The organism is Myceligenerans indicum (genome assembly GCF_016742955.1).
Classification (GTDB): domain Bacteria; phylum Actinomycetota; class Actinomycetes; order Actinomycetales; family Cellulomonadaceae; genus Myceligenerans; species Myceligenerans indicum.
This window is the reverse complement of record NZ_JABBYC010000011.1, coordinates 73,567-97,950: the sequence shown is the minus strand read 5'-3', so window position 1 is coordinate 97,950 and position 24,384 is coordinate 73,567. Positions and strand designations below refer to the sequence as shown.

Here is a 24,384-nt window from a genome sequence, read left to right as displayed (position 1 = left end):
CACACCGCGTGTGCCGCCCGCATCGTCGGCCGCGCCCGGCGCCCGGGCCGCCCGCAGGGCCCGGGCCGCCATGGCACGCGTGAGCCGCCTTGGGGCCCCATCACCCCGGCGACGCCGTCCTCACCAGCCGCGGAGCAGCGGTTCCCCGTGCTCCGACGCCGCCCACTGCCGGCCCGCGCGGTCGAGCTTGTCCGGGTTGGCGTGGGTGAAGACGGCTGCGATCCCCTCGGCGGTCGTCCCCAGGGTGAGGATCCCGACCAGTCGGCCCTCGACGGTGGCCACGAGCGCGGGGTCGCCGTTCGCCGTCCACGCGTACAGGTCGGGGCTCCCGCCCACCAGGGCCCGCTTCGCGTCGGCGGGCCGGAACACGCCGCGCAGGAACTGGGCGACGGCCTCGGCGCCGAAGAACGGCTTGGGTCGCACCGGGAACTTCCCTCCGCCGTCCCCCACGCCCATCACGTCGTGGGTGAGCAGGCGGACCAGCGGCTCGGTCCGGCCACTGGTGGCGGCGGCCAGGAACTCCTCGACGACCTGGTGCGCGGCGGCGCGGTCGACGTCGGCGCGGGCCCGGGCCGTGGCCAGGTGCCGCCTGGCGCGGTGCAGGATCTGCTGGCAGCCCGCCTCGCTGAGCCCGAGCATCTCGGCGATCTCCGCGTGCGGGACGGCGAACGCCTCCCGCAGCACGTAGACCGCCCGCTCGTGCGGGGTGAGGCGCTCCATGAGCACGAGCACCGCCGTCGAGACGGAGTCCCGCTGCTCCGCGGTCTCCGCGGGGCCGAGCAGCGGGTCGCCGTCGAGCACGGGCTCCGGCAGCCACTCGCCCACGTAGACCTCCCGCCGGGCGCGGGCGGACCCCAGCTGGGTAAGGCACAGGTTCGTCAGCACGCGGGTCAGCCATGCCTCGGGCACCCGGATCTGCGCACGGTCGGCGGCTTCCCAGCGCAGGAAGGTCTCCTGAGCCACGTCCTCCGCCTCGGCGGCGGAGCCGAGCAGGCGGTACGCGATGGCTTCCAGCCGGCCTCGAAGCCCTTCGAAGAGCTCCAGCTCGTCCTGCCGCAGCGGCTCCCTCGTCATGCCCCGACCCTACGACGCCGGAGCGGGCGGGCGGCGTGCGCGAACGGCGTGCCACGGCGGTTTCCGCCGCCGTGTCGACGGCATCGAGGCCGGCCCGACGGGCGGGGTGCGCCGCCTTCAGCTGCTTCATCTCGTCCCGGGCCATCTCCTCCCAGGCGCCCTGGCCGAAGTTCGGCGAGATCGCGTGCGCGGCGTGCTCGCCGACCTCGGGTCCGGGATCCTGGACCGGGACACCGAGGAACTCCTGGCGGCCCACCCGCCCGTGATCGACGACGAGTAGCCGCGCGGCGACGCACTCCCTTCACGGACGGACGGGACCGCGTCAGGCGCCGCCGTTCGCCTCCCCTTCGGCCGCGAGCTTCTCGCGGACCACCGCCACGACCTTCCCCACGTTGACGGTCCAGCCCACCCCGACCACGCGCGGTCCGAGGAAGTGGTCGGACTCGGGGTTCCAGACCCGTTCACGGATGCGCGCCATGGTCGGGAACCGGAAGTCGTACGGAACCACCATGGCCACCGTGCCGTTCCACGTGCGCTCGTCCTCGGGCTTGCGCAGCTCCTTGACGACCGCGGCCACCGTCAGGCCGACCGTCACGAGCGTGACGACCTTCCTCAGGCGGCCGCGGCGGTGCTTCTTCCCGCCGGTGTCGCCGCTGTCATGCGTCGCTGCTTTCCTGGAACCCACGTCGGCCTCCCGTGTTCGTGGCACTCGTCGTTCGCGGCACCCGTCTTCCGGCGCCCGCCCCAGCTCCATCCTGCGCCGCGGTCCGCGATGCCGCCACGGGGCCGCTACGGCCGCCGCAGCCAGACCGCCGTTTCCGGCGGCAGCACCGCACCGTCGCAGGGACCGCTGGCGAGCAGCACCTCACCGCCCGGCAACGACACCTCGCGGCCGGAGAAGTTGACGACCACGCCCCACCCGCCGGGGCGCTCGAACGCGAGCACGTCCGGGTCCCCGACGTCGGTCCACTCCAGCGTCTCCGCACCCTGCAGCTTGTGCCGCAGCGCGAGGGCCTCCCGGTACAGCTCCAGCGTCGACCCTTCGACGCCGTCCTGCCGGTCGACCGCGAACTCGGCCCACCCGTCCGGCTGCGGCAGGTGGCTCGCCGCAGACGGCCCGAACCCCGCCGAGGGCGCTGCCGCCCGCCAAGGGATCGGGACACGGCACCCGTCCCGCCCGACGTCGACCCCCGGGCTGCGGTAGAAGGTCGGGTCCTGCCGGGCCTCGTCCCGAATGCTCGCGACCTCGGGCAGGCCGAGCTCCTCCCCCTGGTAGAGATAGGCGCTGCCGGGGAGCGCGAGCAGGAACAGCACCGCCGCACGGGCGCGCCGCAGACCCTGTTCGTCGTCCACCCGCGGCGAGGTTCCCCCGCTGAGCAGCCACTCGCGGCCGGTGGCGCCGCCGCGGCCGTGGTCGTCGGGCAGCCCGTACCGCGTGCGGTGCCGCACCACGTCGTGGTTGGACAGCACCCAGGTGTTGGACGAGCCGGTGCGCGCGGTCGCGGCGAGGTTGTGGTCGATGATGCGGCGGAAGTCGGCGGCCGCGAAGTCGGCGCGCAGCAGGTCGAAGTTGAACGCCTGCCCGAGGCTGTCGGCGCCGGCGTACCGGTGGCGGCGCGCGGGGTGCACCCACGCCTCGGCGACCGCGACGCGCGGCGGGTCGTACTCGTCGAACACGGCCCGCCACCGGGCGTAGATCTCGGTCAGCTCGTCACGGTCCCACAACGGATGGGAGCCGTCGAGCACCTCGTCCACCGGGACCAGGTCGGCCTGGGACGGGAGCGGGTCGGCCGACAGGTCCTTGGCCAGGGCGTGCGCGACGTCGACCCGGAACCCGTCCACGCCCCGGTCCGCCCAGAACCGCAGGGTCGTCAGGAAGTCCTGCCGGACCTCGGGGTTCGACCAGTTCCAGTCAGGCTGCTCCGGCGCGAACAGGTGCAGGTACCACTGCCCGTCGCCGACCGGTTCCCACGCCGGGCCGCCGAACATGGACACCCAGTCGCTGGGCGGCTCGGCTCCGTCCGGCCCGAGCCCGTCCCGGAACACGTACCGGTCCCGGGCCGGTGACCCCTTCGGGGACGCCAGCGCCTCGGCGAACCACTCGTGCCGGTTCGAGGAGTGGTTCGGCACGATGTCGACCACGACGCGGATGCCGGCCTCGTGGAGCGCGGCCACCATCGTGTCGAAGTCGGCCAGGGTGCCGAGCCGAGGGTCGACGTCGCGGTAGTCGTCGACGTCGTACCCGCCGTCGGCGAGCGCCGACGGGTAGAACGGGCTGAGCCAGACGGCGTCGACACCCAGGTCGCGCAGATGGTCCACGCGCGAGGTGACGCCGGCGAGATCGCCGATGCCGTCGCCGTCGGAGTCGGCGAAGCTGCGCGGGTACACCTGGTAGACGACGGCCTGGCGCCACCAGTCGGGGTCGTGGGTGAGGGGCATGGTGCGGCCTTTCTGAAGGCTTCTACTTGACGGAGCCGCGGACGACGCCGGAGATGACCCAGCGCTGCGCGATCACATAGACGAGGAGCAGGGGTGCCATCGCCATGAGGTAGGAGGCGAAGGCGACCGTGTAGTCGGTGTTGTACTGGCCCTGGAACACGTACTCGGCCAGCGGGATCGTCCGGGCGGCCGGGTCCGAGAGCACGACGAGGGGGAGGATGAAGTCGTTCCACGCCCACACGCAGGTCAGGATCCCGACGGTGGCGTTCATGGGTCCCAGCAGCGGGAACACCACCTTCCAGAACACCGCCCAGGTCGAGGCGCCGTCGATGCGGGCGGCCTCCTCGAGCTCGAGCGGGATGCTGCGGATGAACGCGGTGTAGACGAACACGTTGAGCGACAGCCCGAAGATCGTGTAGAGCACGACCAGCCCGGCCTGGTTGTCCAGCCCCAGCAGGGCGGTCTCCTTGACGAGCGGGAGCATGATGATCGGGAACGGCACGAACAGGGCCGCCAGCAGGTAGAAGTAGGCACCCCGGAAGAACGTCCGGTCCAGGTTGCGGGCGATCGCCCAGGACACGATCGAGCTGGTCAGCAGCGTCAGGACGACCGAGCCGACGGTGATCAGCGCGGTGTTCGTCAGCGCCTGCGGGAACTGCGTCCGCTCCCAGGCGTCGGCGAAGTTCGCCCAGCGGATCGACGTCGGCCACTCGAAGCCGGTGCCGCCGAGCTGGTCGGGCGTCTTGAGGGCGACGACGACGGCGAGATACAGCGGGACCAGGACGGTCAGCGAGCAGACGGCGATGAACGCCGTCGCCCACCAGTTGACGCCGCGGACGCCGCGGACGCCGCGGACGGCGCGGACGGCGCGGGTCCTCGCGGGGCGGGCGCCGAGGAGTGTGGTGGTCATCAGAAGTCGGCCTCTCTGCGCTGAAGGACCCGGAACTGCCCGAGCGAGACGACGGTGATCACGATGACGAAGACCACGGCGTTCGCGGTCTGGTAGGCGAACTCCCCGCCGGTGAAGCCGCCCTTGTAGATGAGCATCGTGATGGACTCGGTCGACGTGCCCGGCCCGCCTCCGGTCAGGGCGACGACGTGGTCGAAGACCTGCAGGAAGTTCTTCAGGCTCAGCACCATGTTGATCGTGAAGAACGCACTGATCAGTGGGAACGTGATGGAGCGGAACTGGCGCCACGCGCCGGCGCCGTCGATGGACGCCGCCTCGTACAGCTCGGTGGGGATGCTCTGCAGCCCGGCGAGGTAGATCACGACGGCGAACGCGGAGGCCTGCCAGACCGCGAAGAGCACGATCGCCACCCACGCCCATTCCGGGCTGGACAGCAGGTTGTCGCGCACCGCCGGGACGAACGGCAGGAGCTGGGGCAGCGAGTTGGCGAACAGGTACTGGAACACGTACCCGACCACGAGGACGGCCAGCACGTAGGGCAGGAAGAAGACCCCGCGGAACGTGTTGCGGGCGACGATCCTGGCGTTCAGCCCGAGCGCGACGGCCAGGGAGACGACGTTCGTGAGGATCGTGGCGGCGACGGCGAAGCCGAAGCTGAACCCGTAGGCGTGCAGGGCGCGGTCGTCGGCCAGCAGGCCGGCGTAGTTGCGCAGGCCCACGAAGTCCCAGGTGCCGTAGCCGGCGTAGTCGGTGAAGCTGTAGAAGACCCCGACGAGCACGGGTACGGTGTGGAACCCCGCGAACAGGACGAGGGCGGGGACGACGATCCAGTAGTAGTGGCGCCGGGAATGCAGGTTCTTGCGACGGCTTGCGTGGCCCACGGCGCGGGGCGCCGGTGTCCGGGCCGCGACGACGGTGTCGGTGACGCTGGTCATGGCTGCCTCACTCTCCGGTCCGTGCGGCGACCTTGCGCCACTCGTTGTCGAGGGTGGCGAGCGCGCGTTCGCCGTCGCCGTCGAAGATCCCCTGTTGCAGCACCGCGGCGAGCGGGATGCTGGGTGGGACCTGGTGGTCGATGAACCCCGTGATGCGGCCGTCGTCGAAGTAGGGCTGCAGCTCGGCGAGCATCGGGTCGTCGGTGCCGGTGCTGGTTGCCGACGGGGAGAACATGTGCTGTTCCGCCGCGTACCGGTCGAGGACCTCGGGGGTGAACAGGTAGTCCACGAATCGCTTCGCCTCTGCCAGGTGCGGTGTGTCGCGGCCGATGGTCACGGCCACGTCGACCCCGCTGACCAGCAGGGTGTCGCCGGCGTCGTCGGCGGGGTACGGGAAGACGCCCAGATCGATGTCCGGGTTGACGGCCTGGATCTGGGAGGTGGCCCAGATGCCCTGCATGAGCATCGCCACCTCGCCGTTCGCCAGGGCCGCGTTGCCGTCGTCGTACGTACGCCCCCGGTAGCCGTCCTGGACGAACGTGTACGCCTGCTGCATGCGCGTCAGCGTCGTGTCGAAGTCCCGCTCGAACGACACCGGGGCGTCGGGGCCGACGTCGGCCCCCTCGGCCCGCAGGTCGTCGAAGAACCCGTCCTGGGCGGCGTACGCGCCGAGCCCGTTGAACGAGGGCTGCGTGGTCCAGGCGTCGGCCAGCGTGCCGTAGAACGGTGTGACGCCCGCCGCCTCGAGCCGTTCGCAGACGTCGATCAGCTCGGCCCAGGTCTGCGGGGGCTCCAGGCCGTGCTCGGCGAAGATCTCGCGGTTGTAGAGGATCCCGTTGGCGTTGCTCGAGAAGCCGAGGGCGTTGACCTCGCGGCCCTCGAAGGTGCCGAGGTCGCCGAGGATGTCCTGGACGCCCGGGTTGATCCGCTCGAGCACCGGGTCGCCCGTGAAGTCGTGGAACACGCCTGCCTTCGCGAGCAGGCCGAAGTTCCCGCTTCCGTTGAGCGTCAGGACGTCCGGTGTCTTGCCCTTGACCAGCAGCGCGCGGATGGCCGTGTCAGGATCCGGCACGGTGTTCACGACCACGTCGATGTCGGGGTTCGCGGCCTCGAAGTCGGCCACGATCGCGTCGAACGTGTCCGCGGCCTCGGGTTTGAACTGGAAGAAGTCCAGCGTGACGGCGTCCGGGTCCTGGCCCGGGCTGCCGCAGGCGGACACCCCTGCGACCAGAGCCACGGCGAGCGTGGCGGTCGCAAGGCGTGCCAGGGACGGCTGTCTCATGGATACGCCTCCTTGCGTACGGAGATGCTTCTCGCCACGGCCTGCTGCCGGGGCGGTGCGGTGATGCGGTGGTGCGGGTGACCGGTCAGCCGGTGGTGAGCTCCAGGACGACGAGGCGCTCGGGATGGAGCACCGGTGCCTGCAGCCCGACGCTGCCCAGCTCGCGGCCGGTGAGCGTGACCGGCCGCCGGGTCCAGGCCAGGGGTGACTGGCCCGGGCCGTCGTCGACGGCGCCCGCGACGACGCGGACGGTGTAGTGGCGATCGGGGTGCAGCCCGGGCAGCGTGAAGCGGCCGGGCGGGTAGGTGACGCTCGTGGAGACCTGGGTGTAGGTGAACACCGCGGCGGTCCCGTCGGCGGCGACCACGCCGCGGACGTCGGCCTGCGGGCCGGTGTCGGCGTTGACGACCACACCGGTGTGGGAGAGCTCGCGGTGACGCCGGTGCAGCGCGACCCAGCCGGCGACCTCGCGCAGGCCGGCTTGGTCCAGGGTGGTCAGGTCCCACTCGATGCCGAAATGTCCGGGCAGCGCCACGCCGGCGGACAGGTCCAGGGCCACCGTGCGGCCCGTGGAGTGCACCGCCGGTGTGGTCAGGTGCATGCCCTGGAGCTCGGGCGGCAGCAGCAGGCCGGTGTACCGCTGGTTGGTCAGCCGCTCGACCGGGTCCAGGGTGTCGGAGGTCCAGACGCGGTCGGTCAGTTCCAGGATGCCCAGGTCCACCCGCCCGCCGCCCGAGGCGCACGACTCGATCTCCAGGCCCGGGTGGCGGTCCTTGAGCTCGGCCAGCAGCCGGTAGAGCGCCAGCACGGTCTCGTGCACGCGGGCCTGTCCGGTCCCGGCGCCGCCGGCCTCGAGCAGGTCGCGGTTGTGGTCCCACTTGAGGTAGGCGATGTCGTGTTCGCTCAGCAGTGCGTCGAGGCGCGTCAGCACGTACTTGTACGCCTCGGGGTGCGCGAGGTCCAGGGCGTGCTGCTGGCGGCCCGGCAGGGGCAGGTCCCCGCGGGCGCGCAGGATCCAGTCGGGGTGCTCGCGGGCCAGGTCGCTGTCGAGGCTGATCATCTCGGGCTCGACCCACAGCCCGAACTCCATGCCCAGGCCGCGCACCGCCGAGACGAGCGGGTCCAGCCCGCCGGGCCACACGGCGGGGTCGACGAACCAGTCCCCCAGGGCCGTGGTGTCGTCGCGCCGGCCGCGGAACCAGCCGTCGTCGAGCACGAACCGCTCGACGCCGACGCCGGCGGCCCGTTCGGCGAGGTCGAGCAGCTTGGGCAGCGAGTGGTCGAAGTACACCGCCTCCCACGTGTTGAGGGTCACGGGGCGGGCACGCCGGGGGTGGTGGGGCCGCGCGCGCAGGTCGTCGTGGAACCGGTGCGCCAGGGCGTCCAGCCCGTCTCCCCACGAGCCGACCGCCCAGGGCGTGGCGTACGCGGCGCCCTCGGGCAGCACGATCTCGCCCGGCAGGAGCAGTTCGCCGGCCGCGAGGTACGAGTCCCCGGCCGGGGTCCGCTCGGCGAGCAGCCGGTGGTTCCCGCTCCAGGCCACGTGCACGGCGTGCGCGACGCCGCGCTCGAACCCGAACCCGGGCCTCCCGGCCGCGAGGAGCAGGCTCGCGTCGTGGCCCGGCCGGCCGCGCCGGCTCTCGCGCAGGTGCGTGCCCACGGTGAAGTCGTGCCGCTGCGGGGAGCGCTCACGCAGGTGGCGGCCTGTGGTGCCGAGCAGTTCGTCCGCCCCGACGGGAAGCGGGAAGACCGGCGCGAGCGCGTCCACGGTGTACGGCTCGGGCCCGAGGTTGGTCAGAGTCAGCCGCTGCCTGAACAGTCCGGCCGCCGTGACCTCCAGCTCCGCGTCGAGCGTGAGCCCGGACTCGTCGTCGGCGGCGTGCACGACGACGCGCGCGGCTCCGTCGTCGTCGGCCGCGAGGCGCTCGGGCCGGACCTCTCGCGTCACGAGGCGCGGTGAGAAGGTCCGGCCGGACCGGTGGCCTGACAGGCCCGGCGTGCCGAACCAGCCGGCGGCCTGCCCCGGCACGATCGACATCGGGACCGGGACGTCGAGCCCGCCCGAGACCCGCTGCGGGATCGCGGCCGTGACGAGGTCGGAGAGCGTGGACCGGGACGAGGCTCCGAGATCCTCCCCCCACCAGACGACGACAGGCAGGTCGGCGGTGCCGGTGGCGAGAACGACGCTGGTTCCGCCACCCCTGAGGTGGAGCACACCGGAGTGCTCGGGCTGAGGCATGAGTTATTTCTACAGCAGAAATAACTACGAGGCAAGGGTCGCTCGACGACGGCGTCGCACGGCGGCAGACCGAGGCGAGATCGGGACGAGGCCCGACGGCACCGCGGGAACGGCGAACGGTCCGGGACGACGGAGCGCCATCAGGGAGAATGGCGAGCGTGAACGCCATCGAGGCCATCCCGCAGGGCGGGACCGCGCGTGAGCTGGCGCGCCGGGTCCTGATCCACGGTCCGATCTCGCGTGCCGACCTCGGCCGGCAGCTGGACCTGTCCCCGGCCAGCCTGACGCGGCTGTCCAAGCCGTTCCTCGACCGCGGGATCTTCGTCGAGGGCCCCGCCACCCGTCGCGGCGCCCACCGGCCGACCCGGCCGCTGGACATCCGGGTCGACGCCGCCCGGTTCGCCGGTGTCAAGATCACCGGCGACGGCGCCTCCGGTGTCATCACGGACCTGCGCGCCGGCCCGCTCGCCGAGGCCTCCCGCTCCCTGCCGAGCCAAGAGGTCGACGACGTCGTGGCGGCCGTCGCCGCGCTGGTGGCCGAGCTGGACCGGGCAGCACCGGGCGCACCCCTGGCAGGCCTCGGCGTGAGCCTCGGAGGCCACGTCTCCGACGACGGCGACGTCACCCGCGCCCCGTTCCTCGGCTGGCGGCACGTGGCACTGTCCACGGCCCTGGAGTCCGCGACAGGCCTCCCGACGACCGTGGAGAACGACGTCACCGCGCTCACCATCGCCGAGCAGTGGTTCGGTGCGCTCCGCGACGCCGGCTCGTTCGCCGTCGTGACCGTCGGCGCCGGGGTGGGGTACGGGCTCGTCGTGCACGACCAGGTGGTCCGGACACCCAACACGGGCCTGGGGCTCGGCGGGCACATCCCCCTCGTGGCCGACGGGCCCCTCTGCCCCGACGGCCATCCGGGCTGCTCGACGGCGATGCTCTCGGCGCCCTCCATCGTGGCCCGGGCCACGGAACGGCTGGGACGGCAGGTCACCTACGAGGAGGTCCTGCGGCTCGCCGCAGAAGGCCACCCTGACATGCGTGAGATCACGAACTCGGCCGGGCGGGCGCTCGGGCGCCTGCTCGGCTACGTCACGAACCTCGCCATGGTCGACGCGGTGGTCCTGGCCGGCGAGGGCATCACGCTGTGGGACGTCGCGGCCCCCGCCGCGCTCGAACAGCTCGACGCGGATCGCGACCCCGACGCGACACCGGTCCGGATCGAGGTCGACGACGCCGGGTTCACCGCCTGGGCGCGCGGCGCCGCCGCCGTCGCCGTCACCGCGGCGCTGCGGTCGCTGCGCCTGCCCGCCGGCACGTAGGAGCCCGACGGCGGAACGGGTGAAAGGCACGTCCCCCACTATCCGACGATCCCGGCATTCCTTAAACTACCTGCGACGATGGTCGGTGATCGGAGTGCCATGGACGCCATACCGGTTGAGGTGGGCAGCGCGACGCTGTACCTGGAGCCCTCCGACGTCGCGGTCGAGCGCGTCATGTCGGAGGCGCTCGACGACGACTACGACGGCACCGTCGAGAGCGGAAACCTGCCGCGGAAGGTCGCCGACGGATACGAGCAGCTCAAGATCGTCCTCACGGAGATCATGCACGACATCTCGGGCACCATGGTCCAGAAGGTCAAGGAGCAGGGAGACGGCGCGCCCAGGTCTCTCGAACTGGAGATGTCCCTGAAGTTCTCGGCGTCCGCGAACGTGTGGGTAGTCGCCGCATCCGGCGAGTCGGGTATCTCGGCACGCCTGACGTGGGACTTCACGGACTGAGCGATGGACGTTCGCGAGAGGCTGGAGCAGGCGACGTGCGAGGTGCTCGACGTCGACGGTGTCCTGGGCGAGGCGGGACGGTCTCTGGGCACGGCCTGGCTCGTGTCCGACCAGGGGCACCTGATCACGGCCGGCCATGTCGTCGTCGACCTGTACGAGACCGCCCTGATAGAGGCGGCGGCCGGCGCGGGCGCCGAACCCGTTGTGCACGTCAGGTTCCCGGCCCGGGCCGGGGAGGAACCCCGGACGGAACGCGCCGCGTTCCAGGTGCCTCCCCTGCGTGACAGGTCCACCGACATCGACGTCGCGGTACTGCGCCTGACCGGCGGAACCGACCGGAACGCGCTGCCGACCATCCTGGTCGACGACGCCGAGGGCGAGGTGCGCGTGGCCGGGTACGGATCCAACACGCCCGGGCGCCAGCAGGCCGGGCGCGGCACGCTGACCGGTCACAGCGTCAAGGGCGCACGGTCCGACCAGTGGCTGTTCCAGTACGAGACGACGTCGCTGACCCACACCGGCTTCAGCGGCTCGGCGGTCTGGAGCACGGCTCTCAACGCCGTCGTCGGCTTCCAGATCAGCTATGTCGCGGGACGCGACCGCCGTGAGCCGGCCTCCGCGCTCGCGATGCCGCTGACCCGGGTCGTGAAGTACTGGGCCGACCTGCGCAGCTTCACCGCTGCCGCGCGACGGCGGACGTGCGTCCTGATCCAGCCCCGCACGCCGACCCCCCGGCTGCGGGACGACGTCGTCCGCCCTGTCCTGGACGCATTCGGCATCGACCTGTACGAGTCGCAGGCCGGGGCGACGCACGACGAGGACTACCGGCGCCTCGAGCTGGCCGACGCCGTGGTCGCCGACGTCACCGGCGACGACTCGAGTGTCGTCTACGAACTGGCGGTGGCCCAGGCCCTCGGCGTGCCGGACGTGGTGGTGGCCGACGCCGCCCGGTCCGACGGCGACCACAGCATGTTCCAGGTGCGGCTGCTCGACCTGACCGACGCCGAAGCCTCTCGTGCGCACCTGCGCGAACGACTGGAGTCCGTCCGTGCGACCTTCGGCAGCCTCGGCCCTGCTGACACCAGCAGCCCGCTGATGAGCTTCTTCCACACCCCGTTGACGCAGATCTCCGCCGCGGACGCGCTGTCGCGCGGCTATCTGAAGAACTTCGTCCGCCCCGTGTCCGAGGTCCTGCGCCGCGTGCGGCAACGCCCCGGCGAGGCCGAGGTGATCGTGAACGGCAGGCGCCTGCGCCGCTCCCAGCTCGGGGAACTCACCCTGACCGTCGTGCTGCCGGACCAGCTGAGCTGGGCCAGCGACGAGTTCATCACCCGCGACATCGCGGCCCAGGTGGTCGACGCCTCGATCAACGACAACCTGTCGCGGCCCCGAACCATGAAGGCCCGCCCGCCTCGCAAGAACCAGCCGATAGTCCTCTACGACGTCTTCCCGACCACGATGAACGTCATGACGGACTCCATCGCGGAGCGCGTCCGTCACCTCGCGGGCAGTCCCGAGGGCCAGCGGCTCGCAGGTGAGGAGCTCGAACGCAAGGAGATCGACCGCTTCCACCTGCGCCTGCTCGACCTCGTGCGCAACGACACGGACGTTCATGCCGGTGAGCGCATGCGGGCCGTCGTGCACGTGGCGCGGGCCAGCGCCGTGTTTCCCGACCTCTACGGGTAGGGCGCGCCGGCGGGAAGAAGGCAACCGGCCGGCGACACGGACGCCCGATCGCGGCACGGCGCCGCTAGCGCTCGCCGGCGCACGCGGCCTCGATCGTGCGCACGACGACACGTTCCGCCTCGCCCTGGTCGAGGCGGCCCGCCATGACCTCTGCCGCGGCGGCGTGCATGAGGCTGAAGCAGGCCGTCACCTGCCATTCGAGCGGCATGTCGGCGCGGAACGCTCCCGTCCCACGTCCTTCGGTGAGCACTGCGCCGAGTCGCTCCTCGTGCCGATCGTGATGCTCCCGGAGGCGGCCGGCGGACTCGAACCAGCTCGGCTACGTCGCGGCCGTCGCCTCGCTGTGCGACTCACTTGGCGGCTCACCCGGCGGCCAACTCTGCGGCTGACTGTCCCGCCGCCGCACCGCGCCGGGCGAGATGCCGTAGCGGCGCTTGAACGCCCTGCCGAACGCCGCCTCGGAGCCGTAGCCGACCCGGCGGGAGATCGCGGCGACCGGGTCGGCGCCGGTGGTCAGCGCGACGTACGCCTGCTCCAGGCGCCAGGTGGTCAGGTAGCGCATGGGCGGCTCGCCGAGGAGGGCGGTGAACCGTTCGGCGAACGCCGACCGGGACATCCCGGCCAGCCGCGCGAGCTCGACCAGGCTCCAGTCGTGGTCAGGCTGCGCGTGCACGCTGCCGAGCACGCGACCCACCTGCGGGTCGCGCAACGCGGCGAGCCATCCGGTCCCGGCCTCGTCCGCGGTGTCCAGCCACCGGCGCAGCACCTGGATGACGAGCACGTCCGCCAGCCGGGTCATCACCGCCTCGCCTCCCGGCTCCAGGGTCCGCGCCTCGTGCGCCAGCAGGCGGAGCACCGTCGCGAACGCCCCCGGCTCGCCGTCGTCCCAGGAGTCCACCCGGATCAGGTCGGGCAGTTCCGCGACCAGTCGTGCCGTGAGGGGATCGTCGGCGGTCATCGCGGCGTAGGCGATCTGCGTCCGCTCGCCCCCGCCGCCGAACCGCATGCGCTCGTAGGTCTCCCCGACCCGTTCGACGGGAATGTCGAAGAGCCCCGAGCTCGGCGCGCCGGGCGAGCTCAGCAGCCGGTGCGGCGTGCTGTGCGTGATCAGCGCGGCGCTGCCCGCCTCCAGGGTGTGCCGCTCGCCGCCGAGTTCCAGGACGCAGCGGCCGGACAGCACGACCGGCAGCATCACGCAGGGCTCGATCCGGGGGAACGCCACGCCCCAGGGCGCCGTGAGGTCGGCGTGGCAGTACAGCGCCCCGGTGAACCGGAGCAGGTGAAGGCCGCCGCCCAGGGTGCCCGACGCCTCGTCCGGGCCTCGCGGCACGCTGCGCGGCGGGGTCGGCAGACCGAGTTCCACGGCCCGGGGCGTGGCAGGCCCGACAGGCGGTGCGGCATGCCCGCCGACCGACGCACGCAGTCCGGAAGGAGGGTCCGCAGTGGTCTTGACCATGCGTCCAGCCTTGCATGCCGATCTACCGGCCGTCCGGGGTTCCGGACGATCAGCACAAGATCGCGGACGATCAGGCATTCCGCGTCCGCCTCCGAGACGCCACCGTGGACGCATGGACATCACCGCAGCACATCCCTCCTCCTTCGCCGTCATCGGCGCCACCGGAAAGACCGGCCGCCGCGTCGCGGACCTTCTCGAGGCGGGCGGTCACACGGTGCGCCGGCTCGCCCGCGGAACCACCCCGGCGTTCGACTGGGAGCGGCCGGACGGCTGGGCCCAGGCCCTGCACGGCGTCGAACGGCTCTACGTCACCTACGTGCCGGACCTTGCCGCCCCCGGAGCCGACCTCGCGATCACCCGGCTGACCGACGCCGCCCGGGAAGCCGGCGTCCGACGCGTCGTCCTGCTCTCGGGCCGAGGCGAACAGGGTGCCCGGCAGTGCGAGGACGTCGTGCTCGGCTCCGGCATCCCGGCGACGGTCGTGAGCGCGAGCTGGTTCGCGCAGAACTTCACTGAGGGAGCGCTCGCCGACGCACTGGAGACCGGGGTTCTCGCGCTTCCGGCCGCGAACGTCCGGGAACCGTTCGTCGACGTCGCCGACATCGCCGCCGTGGTCACGCGGGTGCTGACGACGGACGGGCACGAGGGCCGCCGGTACGAGCTGACCGGACCGGACTCGTTGACGTTCACCGAGGCGGCGGCCCTGCTCACCGACCTCACCGGGCGTGCGGTCCAGTACGTCCCGATGGGTTTCGAGGAGTTCCACGCCGCGGTGGCAGCCGAGGCCGGCGACGACGCGGCGACCCTGCTGACCGAGCTCTGCCGCGAGGTGTTCGACGGCCGCAACGAGGCCCCGGCCGACGGCGTCCGGCAGGTTCTCGGACGCGAGCCCCGCGGCCTGCGGGACGTCCTCACCGACGCGCTCGCGGGGTCCCGGACCGCATGAGGCGTGCGGCCGCGGCGGTATGGTCGTCGCGGCCGAACGCATCGCACCAGACGACGGTGAGGACACCATGACCACGCACGACCAGTCCGAGGTCCTGGCTCGCGTCGCCCGTGGCCTGCTCTACAGCGAGTCGGAGGCGGCGTTCCAGTCGGGCCTGCGGCGGTCCGACCTGATCTTCGAGTACAACCACACGCCCCCGGGCGAGGCCGCGCGCCGGCGGGACCTGCTGGAGCGGATCCTGGGCTCGGTCGGGGAACGTACCGTCCTGCTCCCGCCCTTCCACGCGGGTTTCGGGAGCAACGTGCACCTGGGCGACGACTTCTTCGGCAACGTCAACCTGACGTTCGTCGACGACGTGGAGATCCGGATCGGGCACGGCGTGATGATCGCGCCGGGCGTCACGCTGACGACGACCGGGCATCCGGTCCATCCCGACCTGCGCGTCGATTTCGGGCGCTACTCGGAACCGGTCGTCGTCGAGGACAAGGTGTGGATCGGCAGCAATGCCGTCGTCCTGCCGGGAGTGCGCGTCGGCCACGGCTCGGTGATCGGTGCCGGCAGCGTGGTCACCCGGGACATCCCCCCGATGACCGTCGCCGTCGGCGTCCCGTGCCGGCCCGTCCGCGAGATCACCGAGGAGGACCTGAAGGAGCGCCAGGAGATCCGGTGACGGTTTGCGGCCCGGACCGGCGCGGCCCGTCCGGCAGCAGTACCGGCCCGGACCGCGGGTCAGTGCACCCGGTCCGGCGGCTCGTGCGCCGCACCCACCGTGGCGTCGGTGGTGAGCCAGGCCGCGATGCGGGCGATGCTGCGCGCGGCGCCGGGCTCGTCCGGGCGGTTGAGGTGGCCGTGCGTGGTGCCGTCCTCCCGTACGACGGCGACGTCGACCCCGGCGGCCGCCAGCTCCGACGCGTAGGCCTCCCCGCCCGCGCGCAGGGCGTCGTGGTCGGAGTTGACGATGAACGTGGGCGGCAGCCCGCGCAGGTCCTGCCCGCCGGGGAACGCGTACGGCGAGCCGGCCGGGCCGTCGTGGCCCAGATAGTTGCCGTTCATCGCGCGCACCGCCGCGGCCGGGAAGTTCTTCTCCTCGGGCAGGGCAGCCACCTTCGCGGCCAGCTCGGGCCGGAAGGCGGGCAGCGCCTGATGCGTGACCGGATAGGCCAGGACGACGCCGCGCGGCAGCGGCACGACAGCGCCCCCGCGCGCACCCGGCGGAACGGCGCCGTCGCGCAACCGCAGCGACGCCCCGGCCGCGAGGTCTCCTCCGGCGCTGGCACCACCGAGCCACCACCTGCCCGCCGTCAGCTCCGGCGCGGGTCCGTCCGGTCCGGCCGCCCACGCGAACGCGAACGCGACCTCTTCGGACGGGACCGGGAACCGCACTCCCGCACCGCCCGGGCGAGCCCCGGCGGTGCGGTAGTCGAGCGGCGGCGCCAGGCGGTAGTCCACGCTCGCCACGACCACCCCGGAACCGGCCAGGCTGCGCGCGACCCAGTCCGCCTCGGGCATGTCGAGATCCCCGTGCATGAACGCCCCGCCGTGCGCCCAGACCAGCCCGGCCACGGCGCCGGCCGGGGGCGCGTACACGCGAACGCGCAGGTCGCCGTGCGGCCCGTCCAGCGTTCGATCGGCAATCCGCAGGCCGGCGTTCCCCATCCGTCACTCCCGTTCGTCTGGTCCTCGTCGATCCCGGACGATGCGATCGAACCACCTCGGGTAAGCGCTGTCCAGACCCGTCACGGCGGCTGCGCCGACACCTCGCCGCCCGCGTAGCGCTTACCGATGCCCTACTATTTGTCCGTTTGCTTCACAGTGTGGTGCCGATCAGCCGGCCCCCTGTCCTGCGCGAAAGGACCCCCCATGCGCCTCCTGTCGGCAGCGTCCCGCATCGCCGCCACCCTGGCCGTCGCCCCGGCCGTACTGTTCGCGGCGCCGGCCGCCGCCACCGGCGGCTCGGACGACCCGGTTCCGTACGAGGTCACGGCCGAGGGCCTGACCCTGCCCCCCGGCACCACGTTTCCCGACAACGGCCACGTCAACATCCGGTACACCGTCGACGGCACCGAGAACTCCGCGGGAATCCACTTCGAGACACTGAACGACCAGCCGTCCGGCAAGTACGTCGGCGAGTCGTTCCTGCCCTGGGGCGAGCTGATCGACGCCGCCTCGTACTGCATCACCTGGGTCCAGGTCTCGGAGTACAACCAGCACTTCGGCGAGGGCGGCCAGGAGCCGGTCTGCACCACCGACGAGCCCGAGCCCACGCCCGACGCGACGGAGCCGGCCACCGGCCCCACGCCGTCGGCCTCCACGCCGTCCGCCGCACCCGGCACACCGGGCGAGGCCGCCGTCACGCCGTCGGCGTCGCCGGAACCCTCGGCCGAGGACGGCACGGTGCTCGCCGCGACCGGCTCGACGGCCGTCCCCGTCGCGATCTTCGCCGGACTGCTGGTCGCCGCGGGCGCGATCCTGGTGGTCCTGGGACGCAGAGCCAGGCGCGGCTAGGGCGCAGGGAGGCCGCCGGACCGACCTCGGCGCCGCGGACCGCGGCCGCGTCGGGGACGGCCCGCCGGCCTCCTGCCTCACGCCAGGCGCCGCACCGGGGCGCCCGCCCGCCAGGCGCTGATCGCCTCGACCGCCTGGGCGTAGAAGACGCGGTACGTCCCGTCGGTCACGTACCCCAGGTGCGGGGTCAGCACGGTGCGCGGCGCCGTCCGGAGCGGGTGGTCGGAGGGCAGCGGTTCGGCGTCGTACACGTCCAGGCCGGCGCCGTGGATGCGCCCGGCCCGCAGGGCGGCGAGGAGCGCACCGGTGTCCACGAGGGGCCCTCGGGAGGTGTTCACGAGGATCGCCGTCGGCCTCATCAGCGCGAGCTCGGCCTCGCCGACGAGCCCGCGGCTGCGGGCGCTCAGCTTGTAGTGCAGGGTCACGACGTCGGACGTCGCGAACAGTTCCCGCTTGCTCACCGCCCGCACGCCCTCCGATGCCGCACGGGCGGCGTCAAGATTCTGGCTCCAGGCGACGACGTCCATGCCGAACGCCGCACCGACGCGCGCCACCCTGGCCCCGAGCCGCCCCAGCCCCACGACGCCGAGCCTGCGCCCCTCCAGGTCGCCGCCGACCGTGGTCTGCCACCCACCGGTGCGCATCCCGGCGTCCTCCTGCGGGATACCCCGCAGGACAGCGAGGATGAGCCCCCAGGTCAGCTCCGGTGTGGCGGACGACGGCGACTCGGTCCCGCACACGGCGACCCCGCGGGCCCGCGCCGCGTCCAGGTCGATCGCCGCGTTGGCCCGGCCGGTGGTGACCAGGAGGCGCAGGTCGGGCAGGCGTTCGAGGAGGCTCGCCGGGAAGGCGGTGCGCTCACGCATCGCGACGACGACGTCGGCGCCGGCCAGTGCCTCGACGACGGCGTCGGCCCCGGGAAGCGGGTCCCGGAGGAAGGTCACGCCCGCATCCAGCGAGGCCCAGTCCGCATACCCCTCGGCGACCCCCTGGTAGTCGTCCAGCACGACGATTCGCATGTCTCCTCGTTCCCCGTTCGGTGACGCCCTCGGTCCGGCGGCCGGCGGCCGCCGTGGACATCCAGCCTCACGCCGGCGTCCGGGTCAACTCGCCCTGCACGCCTCCCGCTACATACCGCACAGTCGGTATGCTGTCGTCGCCGCGCACCCACGACGAGGAGGTCGCTCCCATGGAGATCGCCGGTGCCGCCCTGGCACACTGCGGCTCCCCTGCCCGGTACGCCGAGTCCCGCCCCCCGACCGCCGCCCTCGATCGCCTCGCCGCCGGCGAGGAACTGCGCCAGATCATCATCCTCGACGAAGGGATACCAGCATGACCACCACACCTCGCGTCGCCGTCGTGACCGGCGGGGCCCGCGGCATCGGAGCCGCGACCGCCCGCCGGCTCGCCGCCGACGGCCATGCCGTCGCCGTGCTCGACCTCCTGGAGGACCAGGCCGCCGGCACCGCCCGGGCCGTCGAGGCCGACGGCGGACGCGCGCTGGCCGTGGGCGCCGACGTCGCGGACGCCGAGTCCGTCGAGGCCGCGGTCGCCCGCGTGGCCGAGGAGCTCGGCGCGCCGACCATCCTCGTCAACAACGCCGGGATCCTGCGCGACAACCTGCTGTTCAAGATGTCCCCCGACGACTGGGACGCCGTGCTCGGCGTGCACCTGCGCGGTGCGTTCCTCATGACCCGCGCCGTGCAGGCGCACATGGTCGAGTCCGGCTGGGGCCGCGTCGTGAACCTGTCCTCGACCTCGGCGCTCGGCAACCGCGGCCAGGCGAACTACTCCGCCGCCAAGGCCGGGATGCAGGGCTTCACCAAGACGCTCGCGATCGAGCTGGGACGGTTCGGGGTGACGGCCAACGCTGTGGCGCCCGGCTTCATCGAGACCGACATGACCCGGGCCACCGCCGAGCGGGTGGGGGTGTCGTTCGAGGACTTCGTGGCGCACGCCGCGAAGGAGATCCCCGTGGGACGGACCGGGAAGCCGGAGGACATCGCGGCCGCGGTGTCCTACTTCTGCTCCGAGGACGCCGGCTTCGTGTCCGGCCAGGTGCTGTACGTGGCAGGAGGTCCGCGCGGATGACGATCCACGTCACGAGCCCCGCCGACCTGCCCGACGCCGTGGGCGCCACCGCCACCGGCGAGTGGTTCACCGTGGACCAGGCCCGCATCGACGCCTTCGCGGATGCCACCGAGGATCACCAGTGGATCCACGTGGACCCGGACCGGGCCTCCCGCGGCCCGTTCGGCACGACGGTCGCGCACGGCTTCCTCACTCTCTCCCTCCTGCCACACCTGGCGTCCAGCCTGGTGCGGGTGGACGGCGTGAGCATGGCCGTGAACCGCGGGATGGACCGCGTGCGCTTCCTGACGCCGGTCACGGTGGGCTCACGCGTCCGCGCCACCACGGAGATCACCGGCGCCGAGCCGACCGGCCGCGGGGTGCGGGTCTCCTCCACCGTGACGATCGAGATCGAGGGCGCCGACAAGCCCGCGCTCGTCGCGGAGGCGCTGTCCCTCTACGTTCCCGCTTGATCAGACGCGTTCCAGCACCATCGCCATTCCCTGCCCGCCGCCCACGCACATGGTCTCCAGGCCGTACCGGCCGCCGGTGGCGGCCAGGCCGTTGATCAGCGTGGACGTGATCCGCGCGCCGGTCATCCCGAACGGGTGCCCGACGGCGATCGCGCCGCCGTGCACGTTCAGGCGGTCCTCGTCGATCCCGAGCTCACGCGCCGAGGGGATCACCTGCGCGGCGAACGCCTCGTTGATCTCGACCAGGTCCATGTCGCCGACGCCGAGACCGGCGCGCGCCAGAGCCTGCCGGCTGGCCTCGACCGGGCCGAGCCCCATGATCTCCGGGGAGAGGCCGCTGACGCCGGTGGACACGATGCGCGCCAGCGGCTGCAGGCCCAGCTCGTCGACCACCCGTCCGGAGACCACGACCACGGCCGCGGCGCCGTCGTTCAGCGGGCACGCGTTGCCTGCGGTGACGGTGCCGTCCGGGCGGAACCGGGGCTCCAGCGTGGCCAGCGTCTCGACGGTGGTGCCGGGGCGGGGGCCGTCGTCGGCGGCGACGATCGTGCCGTCGGCCAGCGTGACGGGGGTGATGTCCCGCGCCCAGAACCCGTCGGCGATCGCCCGCTCGGCGCGCTGCTGGCTGCGGGCCGCGAAGGCGTCCTGCTCCTCGCGCGTGATGCCGTGCAGGGCGGCCACGTTCTCCGCCGTCTGGCCCATCGCGATGTACGGGTCGGGCAGAAGGCCCCGCTCGCGCGGGTCGGTCCAGGGGGCCGCGCCGCCCGCGGCGCGTCTCGCGGTGGTGGCGACGGCGTCGGCGAACACCGGGTTGTTCAGGTCGACGCCGGGGATCAGGTCGCTGGAGCCGACGTCCATCCCGCTGACGGACTCCACCCCCGCCGACACGAACACGTCGCCCTCGCCGGCCTTGATCGCGTGGAAGGCCATGCGGGTGGTCTGCAGGCTGGAGGAGCAGTACCGGGTGACGGTGGCGCCGGGCACGGAGTCCCAGCCCAGCAGCACGGCGACGATCCGGGCCATGTTCATGCCCTGACGTCCTCCGGGCAGCCCGCAGCCCAGGAGCAGGTCCTCCACACGGTCTGGGTCCAGGCCCGGCACCTGCTCGACGGCGGCGGCCACCATCAGGGCGGCGAGGTCGTCGGCGCGGACGTCGCGCAGCGAACCCTTGTGCGCGCGCCCGATCGGCGAGCGGGCGGTCGCGACGATGTATGCCTCGGTCATGGTCTCTCGGTCCTTTCTGGGACGGATCCTGGTCGATTCGGACGAGACCCCGGTCGCGTCTCGCGCGGGATCTCGCGCGGGCTGTCTGCCGGAGCGTGCGGGCCACGTCTGGGACGGCCACGTCTCGGACGGCCACGTCTGGGACGAACACGCCTCAGACGAACACGTCTCGGACGAACGCGGCTCAGACGAACGCGCCTCAGACGAACGCGGCGTGGCCCGTGATCGACCGGCCCACGATGAGCTGGTTCATGTCCTTGGTGCCCTCGAACGTGTAGACGGCCTCCGCGTCGGCGAAGTACCGGGCGACGCCGTGGTCGAGCTGGATGCCGTTGCCGCCGCACGACTCGCGGGCCAGTGCCACCGTCTCACGCATACGCGTGGTGACGAACGCCTTGGCCATCGCGGCGTGCGCGTCGGTCTGCCGCCCCTCGTCCTGGAGCTGGGCCACGCGCACGCACACCCCCAGGCTCGCCGTGACGTTGCCGAGCATGGTGGCGAGCTTGTCCTGGATGAGCTGGTAGCTGGCGATGGGGTTACCGAACTGCTCGCGCTGCGCGGTGTAGCGCACGGCGGCCTCGTAGGCACCGATCATCGTGCCCAGGGCCTGCCAGGAGACCCCGTCGCGGGTCACGCGCAGCACCTTCGCCAGGTCGCGGAAGCCGTCGATGCGCTGGAGCCGGTCCGCCTCGGCGACCTCGACGCCCTCCAGGGTGATGTCCGCGTTCTGCACGATGCGCAGCGACTGCTTGCGCTCGATCTTGGTGGCGGTGAACCCGGGCGTGCCCTGTCGCACCAGGAAGCCCTTGACCTGGCCGTCGGCGGTGTCCTTGGCCCAGATGACGACGACGTCGGCGAAGGTGGCGTTCCCGATCCAGCGCTTGGCCCCGTTCAGGACCCAGGTGTCGCCGTGCCGGGTGGCGGTCGTGCGCAGGCCTCTGGCGGTGTCCGAGCCGGCCAGCGGCTCGGTGAGCCCGAAAGCGCCGATCACGTCGCCGGACGCCATCGCCGGGAGCCACCGCGCGCGCTGCTCGGGCGATCCGCCCATGCCGATCGAGCTCATCGCCAGCCCGGAGGAGACCCCGATGAACGTGCAGAACGAGGAGTCCACCCGGGCCAGCTCCATGCCGACCCAGCCGCGGAACACGGCCGACGTCTCGTCCCCGGCCGTCTCCGCCCAGCCCGATCCGAGCGTGCCGAGTTCGGCGAACGGCTTGAACAGGTGCACCGGGCACTCGGCGCGCTCCCAGTATTCGTCGGCGATGGGGCGCACCTCCCGTTCCATGAACTCGCGCACGGCCAGGACGGACTCCTGCTCGCGCGGTGTGAGCAAGGACTGGAAGGCGTAGAAGTCGGCATCCAGGAAGCCCGCGCCCTGGGACTGCGGGGTGGCCTGGGACTGCGAGGTGGCCGGCGACTGCGGGGTGGCCGGCGACTGCGGGGTGGCCTGGGACTGCGGGGTGGCCGGTGAGAGCGCCATCGATCCTCCGATCGTCGTCGATCGCCGACCAGCAATCCGACCGGTCGGTCTGTATCATTGTGCCGCATCCCGCGAGCGCCGCGCCACACCCGCCCCGCAGTGCGGCCTTGCCGCCCCTCGGCCCCTGACGACAGCCCCGCACGGCCGCTCACCAGGCCCGCATGGTCGGTCGCCCGGGCGCAGAGTCGGTCGCCCAGGCGCAGAGTCGGTCGCCCAGGCGCAGAGTCGGTCGCCGGGGCGCATAGTCGGTCACTGGGCGCACGGTCGGCCGCCGGGCACATGGTCGGCCGCCGGGCACATGGTCGGTCACTGGGCGCGTGGTCGGTCACTGGGCGCGTGGTCGGTCACTGGGCGCGTGGTCGGTCACTGGGCGCGTGGTCGGTCACTGGGCGCGTGGTCGGTCACTGGGCGCGTGGTCGGTCACTGGGCGCGTGGTCGGTCACTGGGCGCGTGGTCGGTCACTGGGCGCGTGGTCGGTCACTGGGCGCGTGGTCGGTCACTGGGCGCATGGTCGGTCAAGCGATTGACCGACCACGCGCCCAACGACCGACCACACCCGGCAGGCCGGGCAGGCCGGGCAGGCAGGCAGGCAGGCAGGCAGGCAGGCAGGCACACCATACCCGGCAGGCCGGGCAGGCCGGGCAGGCAGGGCAGGCAGGCAGGCAGGGCAGGCAGGCCGGGCGCGCCGGGCCGGCACGCCCCCCGGCACGCCCCCCGACTCGCCCCTCCAGCTCCCGCGCCCGCGGCGAAGGGGCTCGCCTCACATACCGACCACGCGGTATGCTCCATCAGCCGGCACACGACCGCGGTGCCGGGGTGACGACGAGGGGGTCGAGGATGTCCGACGTGCCGGGACTGGACCGTGCGGGGCTCACACGATGGCTCGAACGCGCGCACCCGGAGCTGACCGCCGGACCGCTGACGGCGACGCTGCTCGCGGGGGGCCGCAGCAACCTGACCTACCGCGTGGACGGCGCCCGCCTCCCGCTCGTGGTCCGCCGGCCACCGCTGGGGCACGTCCTGTCCAGCGCGCACGACATGCGCCGCGAGCACCGGGTCATCTCGGCCCTGGAGACGAGCACCGTCCCGGTCCCCCACGCCGTGGACGTCGTCGACGACACCGAGACCCGCGAGGTGACCGGCACCGTCTTCCTCGTCATGCAGCACGTGTCGGGCAGCGTGCTGGCGCGGCCCGAGCTCAACCAGGACTGGACGCCCGGCGGGCTGCACGGCCTGAGCCTGCACCTCGCCGAGGTGCTGGCGGACCTGCACTCGGTCGATCCCGGCTCCGTGGGCCTGGCCGGCTTCGGCCGGCCCGACGGCTACCTGGCACGGCAGCTGCGCACGTGGCGCCGCCAGTACGACGCGTCACGCTCCCGTGAGCTGCCCGCGCTCGACACCCTGCAGGACCGCCTGGGCGCCCTGCTGCCGGAGCAGAACCCGCGGGCCGCCGTCGTGCACGGGGACTACCGGCTCGACAACGTGATCGTCGACGGCCCGCCCGACGCACCGCGCGTCGCCGCCGTCGTCGACTGGGAGATGGCCACGCTCGGCGACCCGCTGGTCGATCTCGGGATGCTCGGCATGTACTGGGAGTTCGCCGAGCTGACGGGCGGGGCCGGGCCCGCCGTCGGCGCCGTCGTCCCCGGGGCCGGCTACCCCGGGCTCGACGAGCTGGTCGACGCCTACGCGGCCCGGGCCGGGGTCGCCACGCCGGACCTGTCCTGGTACCGAGCATTCGCCACCTACAAGCTCGCCGTGATCCTGGAAGGCATCCACTACCGCTTCCGGGCCGGGGAGACCGTTGGCGACGGCTTCGACGGCATCGGGGACCTCGTGGCTCCCCTGGCCGAGGACGGCCTCGCCCGCACCGCCCCGAGGAGGAGCTGA

General features: G+C 72.8%; 24 protein-coding genes. 11 read left to right on the top strand and 13 right to left on the bottom strand.

The window, feature by feature from the left end:
- Window positions 1–120 precede the first annotated feature (120 nt).
- Window positions 121–1,074, bottom strand: coding sequence for an RNA polymerase sigma factor SigJ (gene sigJ, locus HGK34_RS09180; protein WP_201846384.1), 954 nt, complete (start codon window positions 1,072–1,074; stop codon window positions 121–123).
- Between sigJ and HGK34_RS09175 the strand changes: the two genes are divergently transcribed.
- Window positions 1,073–1,354 carry a hypothetical protein gene (locus HGK34_RS09175; RefSeq protein ID WP_201846382.1) on the top strand — a complete coding sequence of 94 codons (282 nt, stop codon included), beginning with the start codon at window positions 1,073–1,075 and terminating at the stop codon, window positions 1,352–1,354. The genes sigJ and HGK34_RS09175 overlap by 2 nt on opposite strands.
- A 42-nt stretch (window positions 1,355–1,396) precedes the next feature.
- Here the strand turns inward: HGK34_RS09175 and HGK34_RS09170 are convergent, their stop codons facing one another.
- The 6 genes from HGK34_RS09170 to HGK34_RS09145 form a co-directional block, all read right to left on the bottom strand.
- Window positions 1,397–1,759, bottom strand: a complete 363-nt coding sequence (locus tag HGK34_RS09170; RefSeq protein WP_307815872.1) for a DUF5808 domain-containing protein — start codon at window positions 1,757–1,759, stop codon at window positions 1,397–1,399.
- A 104-nt stretch (window positions 1,760–1,863) separates the two neighbouring features.
- Window positions 1,864–3,513 carry a glycoside hydrolase family 13 protein gene (locus tag HGK34_RS09165; protein ID WP_201846381.1) on the bottom strand — a complete coding sequence of 550 codons (1,650 nt, stop codon included), beginning with the start codon at window positions 3,511–3,513 and terminating at the stop codon, window positions 1,864–1,866.
- Between the two features lie 22 nt (window positions 3,514–3,535).
- Window positions 3,536–4,423: a carbohydrate ABC transporter permease gene (locus HGK34_RS09160; RefSeq protein ID WP_201846379.1), complete on the bottom strand. Its 888-nt coding sequence runs from the start codon at window positions 4,421–4,423 to the stop codon at window positions 3,536–3,538.
- Window positions 4,423–5,358 (bottom strand): carbohydrate ABC transporter permease, encoded by a 936-nt coding sequence (locus HGK34_RS09155; RefSeq protein WP_201846377.1) that lies wholly within the window; start codon window positions 5,356–5,358, stop codon window positions 4,423–4,425. The genes HGK34_RS09160 and HGK34_RS09155 overlap by 1 nt, the downstream gene beginning before the upstream one ends.
- Before the next feature lie 7 nt (window positions 5,359–5,365).
- Complete coding sequence (locus HGK34_RS09150; protein WP_201846375.1) at window positions 5,366–6,640, bottom strand: ABC transporter substrate-binding protein; 1,275 nt, start codon at window positions 6,638–6,640, stop codon at window positions 5,366–5,368.
- 85 nt (window positions 6,641–6,725) lie between these two features.
- Window positions 6,726–8,879 carry an alpha-galactosidase gene (locus HGK34_RS09145; RefSeq protein WP_201846366.1) on the bottom strand — a complete coding sequence of 718 codons (2,154 nt, stop codon included), beginning with the start codon at window positions 8,877–8,879 and terminating at the stop codon, window positions 6,726–6,728.
- A gap of 149 nt (window positions 8,880–9,028) precedes the next feature.
- On the opposite strand from HGK34_RS09145, the gene HGK34_RS09140 reads away from it, so the two are divergent.
- From HGK34_RS09140 to HGK34_RS09130, 3 genes are all read left to right on the top strand, one after another.
- Window positions 9,029–10,195 carry an ROK family protein gene (locus HGK34_RS09140; RefSeq protein ID WP_201846364.1) on the top strand — a complete coding sequence of 389 codons (1,167 nt, stop codon included), beginning with the start codon at window positions 9,029–9,031 and terminating at the stop codon, window positions 10,193–10,195.
- A 99-nt stretch (window positions 10,196–10,294) separates the two neighbouring features.
- Entirely contained in the window at window positions 10,295–10,654 is a 360-nt protein-coding gene (locus tag HGK34_RS09135; protein ID WP_201846362.1) for a hypothetical protein, read from the top strand.
- A 3-nt stretch (window positions 10,655–10,657) separates the two neighbouring features.
- A complete protein-coding gene (locus HGK34_RS09130) occupies window positions 10,658–12,340 on the top strand; it encodes an STING domain-containing protein (protein ID WP_201846360.1) in 1,683 nt (560 codons plus the stop codon).
- A 64-nt stretch (window positions 12,341–12,404) separates the two neighbouring features.
- Here HGK34_RS09130 and HGK34_RS09125 read toward each other — a convergent pair whose 3' ends face one another.
- Window positions 12,405–12,590, bottom strand: a complete 186-nt coding sequence (locus HGK34_RS09125) for a hypothetical protein (RefSeq protein ID WP_201846358.1) — start codon at window positions 12,588–12,590, stop codon at window positions 12,405–12,407.
- 69 nt (window positions 12,591–12,659) lie between these two features.
- Window positions 12,660–13,796 carry an AraC family transcriptional regulator gene (locus HGK34_RS09120; protein WP_201846356.1) on the bottom strand — a complete coding sequence of 379 codons (1,137 nt, stop codon included), beginning with the start codon at window positions 13,794–13,796 and terminating at the stop codon, window positions 12,660–12,662.
- Between the two features lie 112 nt (window positions 13,797–13,908).
- Here HGK34_RS09120 and HGK34_RS09115 point away from each other — a divergent pair, with 112 nt between their 5' ends.
- Together HGK34_RS09115 and HGK34_RS09110 are read left to right on the top strand one after the other, a co-directional pair.
- The gene (locus HGK34_RS09115) at window positions 13,909–14,742 is read left to right on the top strand and encodes an NmrA family NAD(P)-binding protein (protein ID WP_201846354.1); all 834 of its coding nucleotides are present in this window, start codon (window positions 13,909–13,911) and stop codon (window positions 14,740–14,742) included.
- 67 nt (window positions 14,743–14,809) lie between these two features.
- Entirely contained in the window at window positions 14,810–15,412 is a 603-nt protein-coding gene (locus HGK34_RS09110) for a sugar O-acetyltransferase (RefSeq protein ID WP_201846352.1), read from the top strand.
- A 59-nt stretch (window positions 15,413–15,471) separates the two neighbouring features.
- On the opposite strand, the gene HGK34_RS09105 is transcribed toward HGK34_RS09110, so the two are convergent.
- Window positions 15,472–16,398 carry an alpha/beta hydrolase fold domain-containing protein gene (locus tag HGK34_RS09105; RefSeq protein ID WP_201846350.1) on the bottom strand — a complete coding sequence of 309 codons (927 nt, stop codon included), beginning with the start codon at window positions 16,396–16,398 and terminating at the stop codon, window positions 15,472–15,474.
- Between the two features lie 204 nt (window positions 16,399–16,602).
- Between HGK34_RS09105 and HGK34_RS09100 the strand changes: the two genes are divergently transcribed.
- Window positions 16,603–17,247, top strand: a complete 645-nt coding sequence (locus tag HGK34_RS09100) for an LPXTG cell wall anchor domain-containing protein (protein WP_201846348.1) — start codon at window positions 16,603–16,605, stop codon at window positions 17,245–17,247.
- A gap of 77 nt (window positions 17,248–17,324) precedes the next feature.
- Here the strand turns inward: HGK34_RS09100 and HGK34_RS09095 are convergent, their stop codons facing one another.
- Window positions 17,325–18,266, bottom strand: coding sequence for a D-2-hydroxyacid dehydrogenase family protein (locus HGK34_RS09095; RefSeq protein WP_201846346.1), 942 nt, complete (start codon window positions 18,264–18,266; stop codon window positions 17,325–17,327).
- 128 nt (window positions 18,267–18,394) lie between these two features.
- On the opposite strand from HGK34_RS09095, the gene HGK34_RS09090 reads away from it, so the two are divergent.
- From HGK34_RS09090 to HGK34_RS09080, 3 genes are read left to right on the top strand one after another with little or no spacing between them, the layout of a single operon-like run.
- Window positions 18,395–18,583, top strand: coding sequence for a hypothetical protein (locus HGK34_RS09090; protein WP_201846344.1), 189 nt, complete (start codon window positions 18,395–18,397; stop codon window positions 18,581–18,583).
- The gene (gene fabG / locus HGK34_RS09085; protein ID WP_201846342.1) at window positions 18,580–19,338 is read left to right on the top strand and encodes a 3-oxoacyl-ACP reductase FabG; all 759 of its coding nucleotides are present in this window, start codon (window positions 18,580–18,582) and stop codon (window positions 19,336–19,338) included. The genes HGK34_RS09090 and fabG overlap by 4 nt, the downstream gene beginning before the upstream one ends.
- The gene (locus tag HGK34_RS09080) at window positions 19,335–19,790 is read left to right on the top strand and encodes a MaoC family dehydratase (RefSeq protein ID WP_201846340.1); all 456 of its coding nucleotides are present in this window, start codon (window positions 19,335–19,337) and stop codon (window positions 19,788–19,790) included. Before fabG ends, HGK34_RS09080 begins: the two co-directional genes overlap by 4 nt.
- Here HGK34_RS09080 and HGK34_RS09075 read toward each other — a convergent pair whose 3' ends face one another.
- Window positions 19,791–21,014 carry an acetyl-CoA C-acetyltransferase gene (locus HGK34_RS09075; RefSeq protein ID WP_201846338.1) on the bottom strand — a complete coding sequence of 408 codons (1,224 nt, stop codon included), beginning with the start codon at window positions 21,012–21,014 and terminating at the stop codon, window positions 19,791–19,793.
- A 199-nt stretch (window positions 21,015–21,213) separates the two neighbouring features.
- A complete protein-coding gene (locus HGK34_RS09070) occupies window positions 21,214–22,494 on the bottom strand; it encodes an acyl-CoA dehydrogenase family protein (RefSeq protein ID WP_244666563.1) in 1,281 nt (426 codons plus the stop codon).
- 837 nt (window positions 22,495–23,331) lie between these two features.
- Between HGK34_RS09070 and HGK34_RS09065 the strand changes: the two genes are divergently transcribed.
- Window positions 23,332–24,384 carry a phosphotransferase family protein gene (locus tag HGK34_RS09065; RefSeq protein ID WP_201846336.1) on the top strand — a complete coding sequence of 351 codons (1,053 nt, stop codon included), beginning with the start codon at window positions 23,332–23,334 and terminating at the stop codon, window positions 24,382–24,384.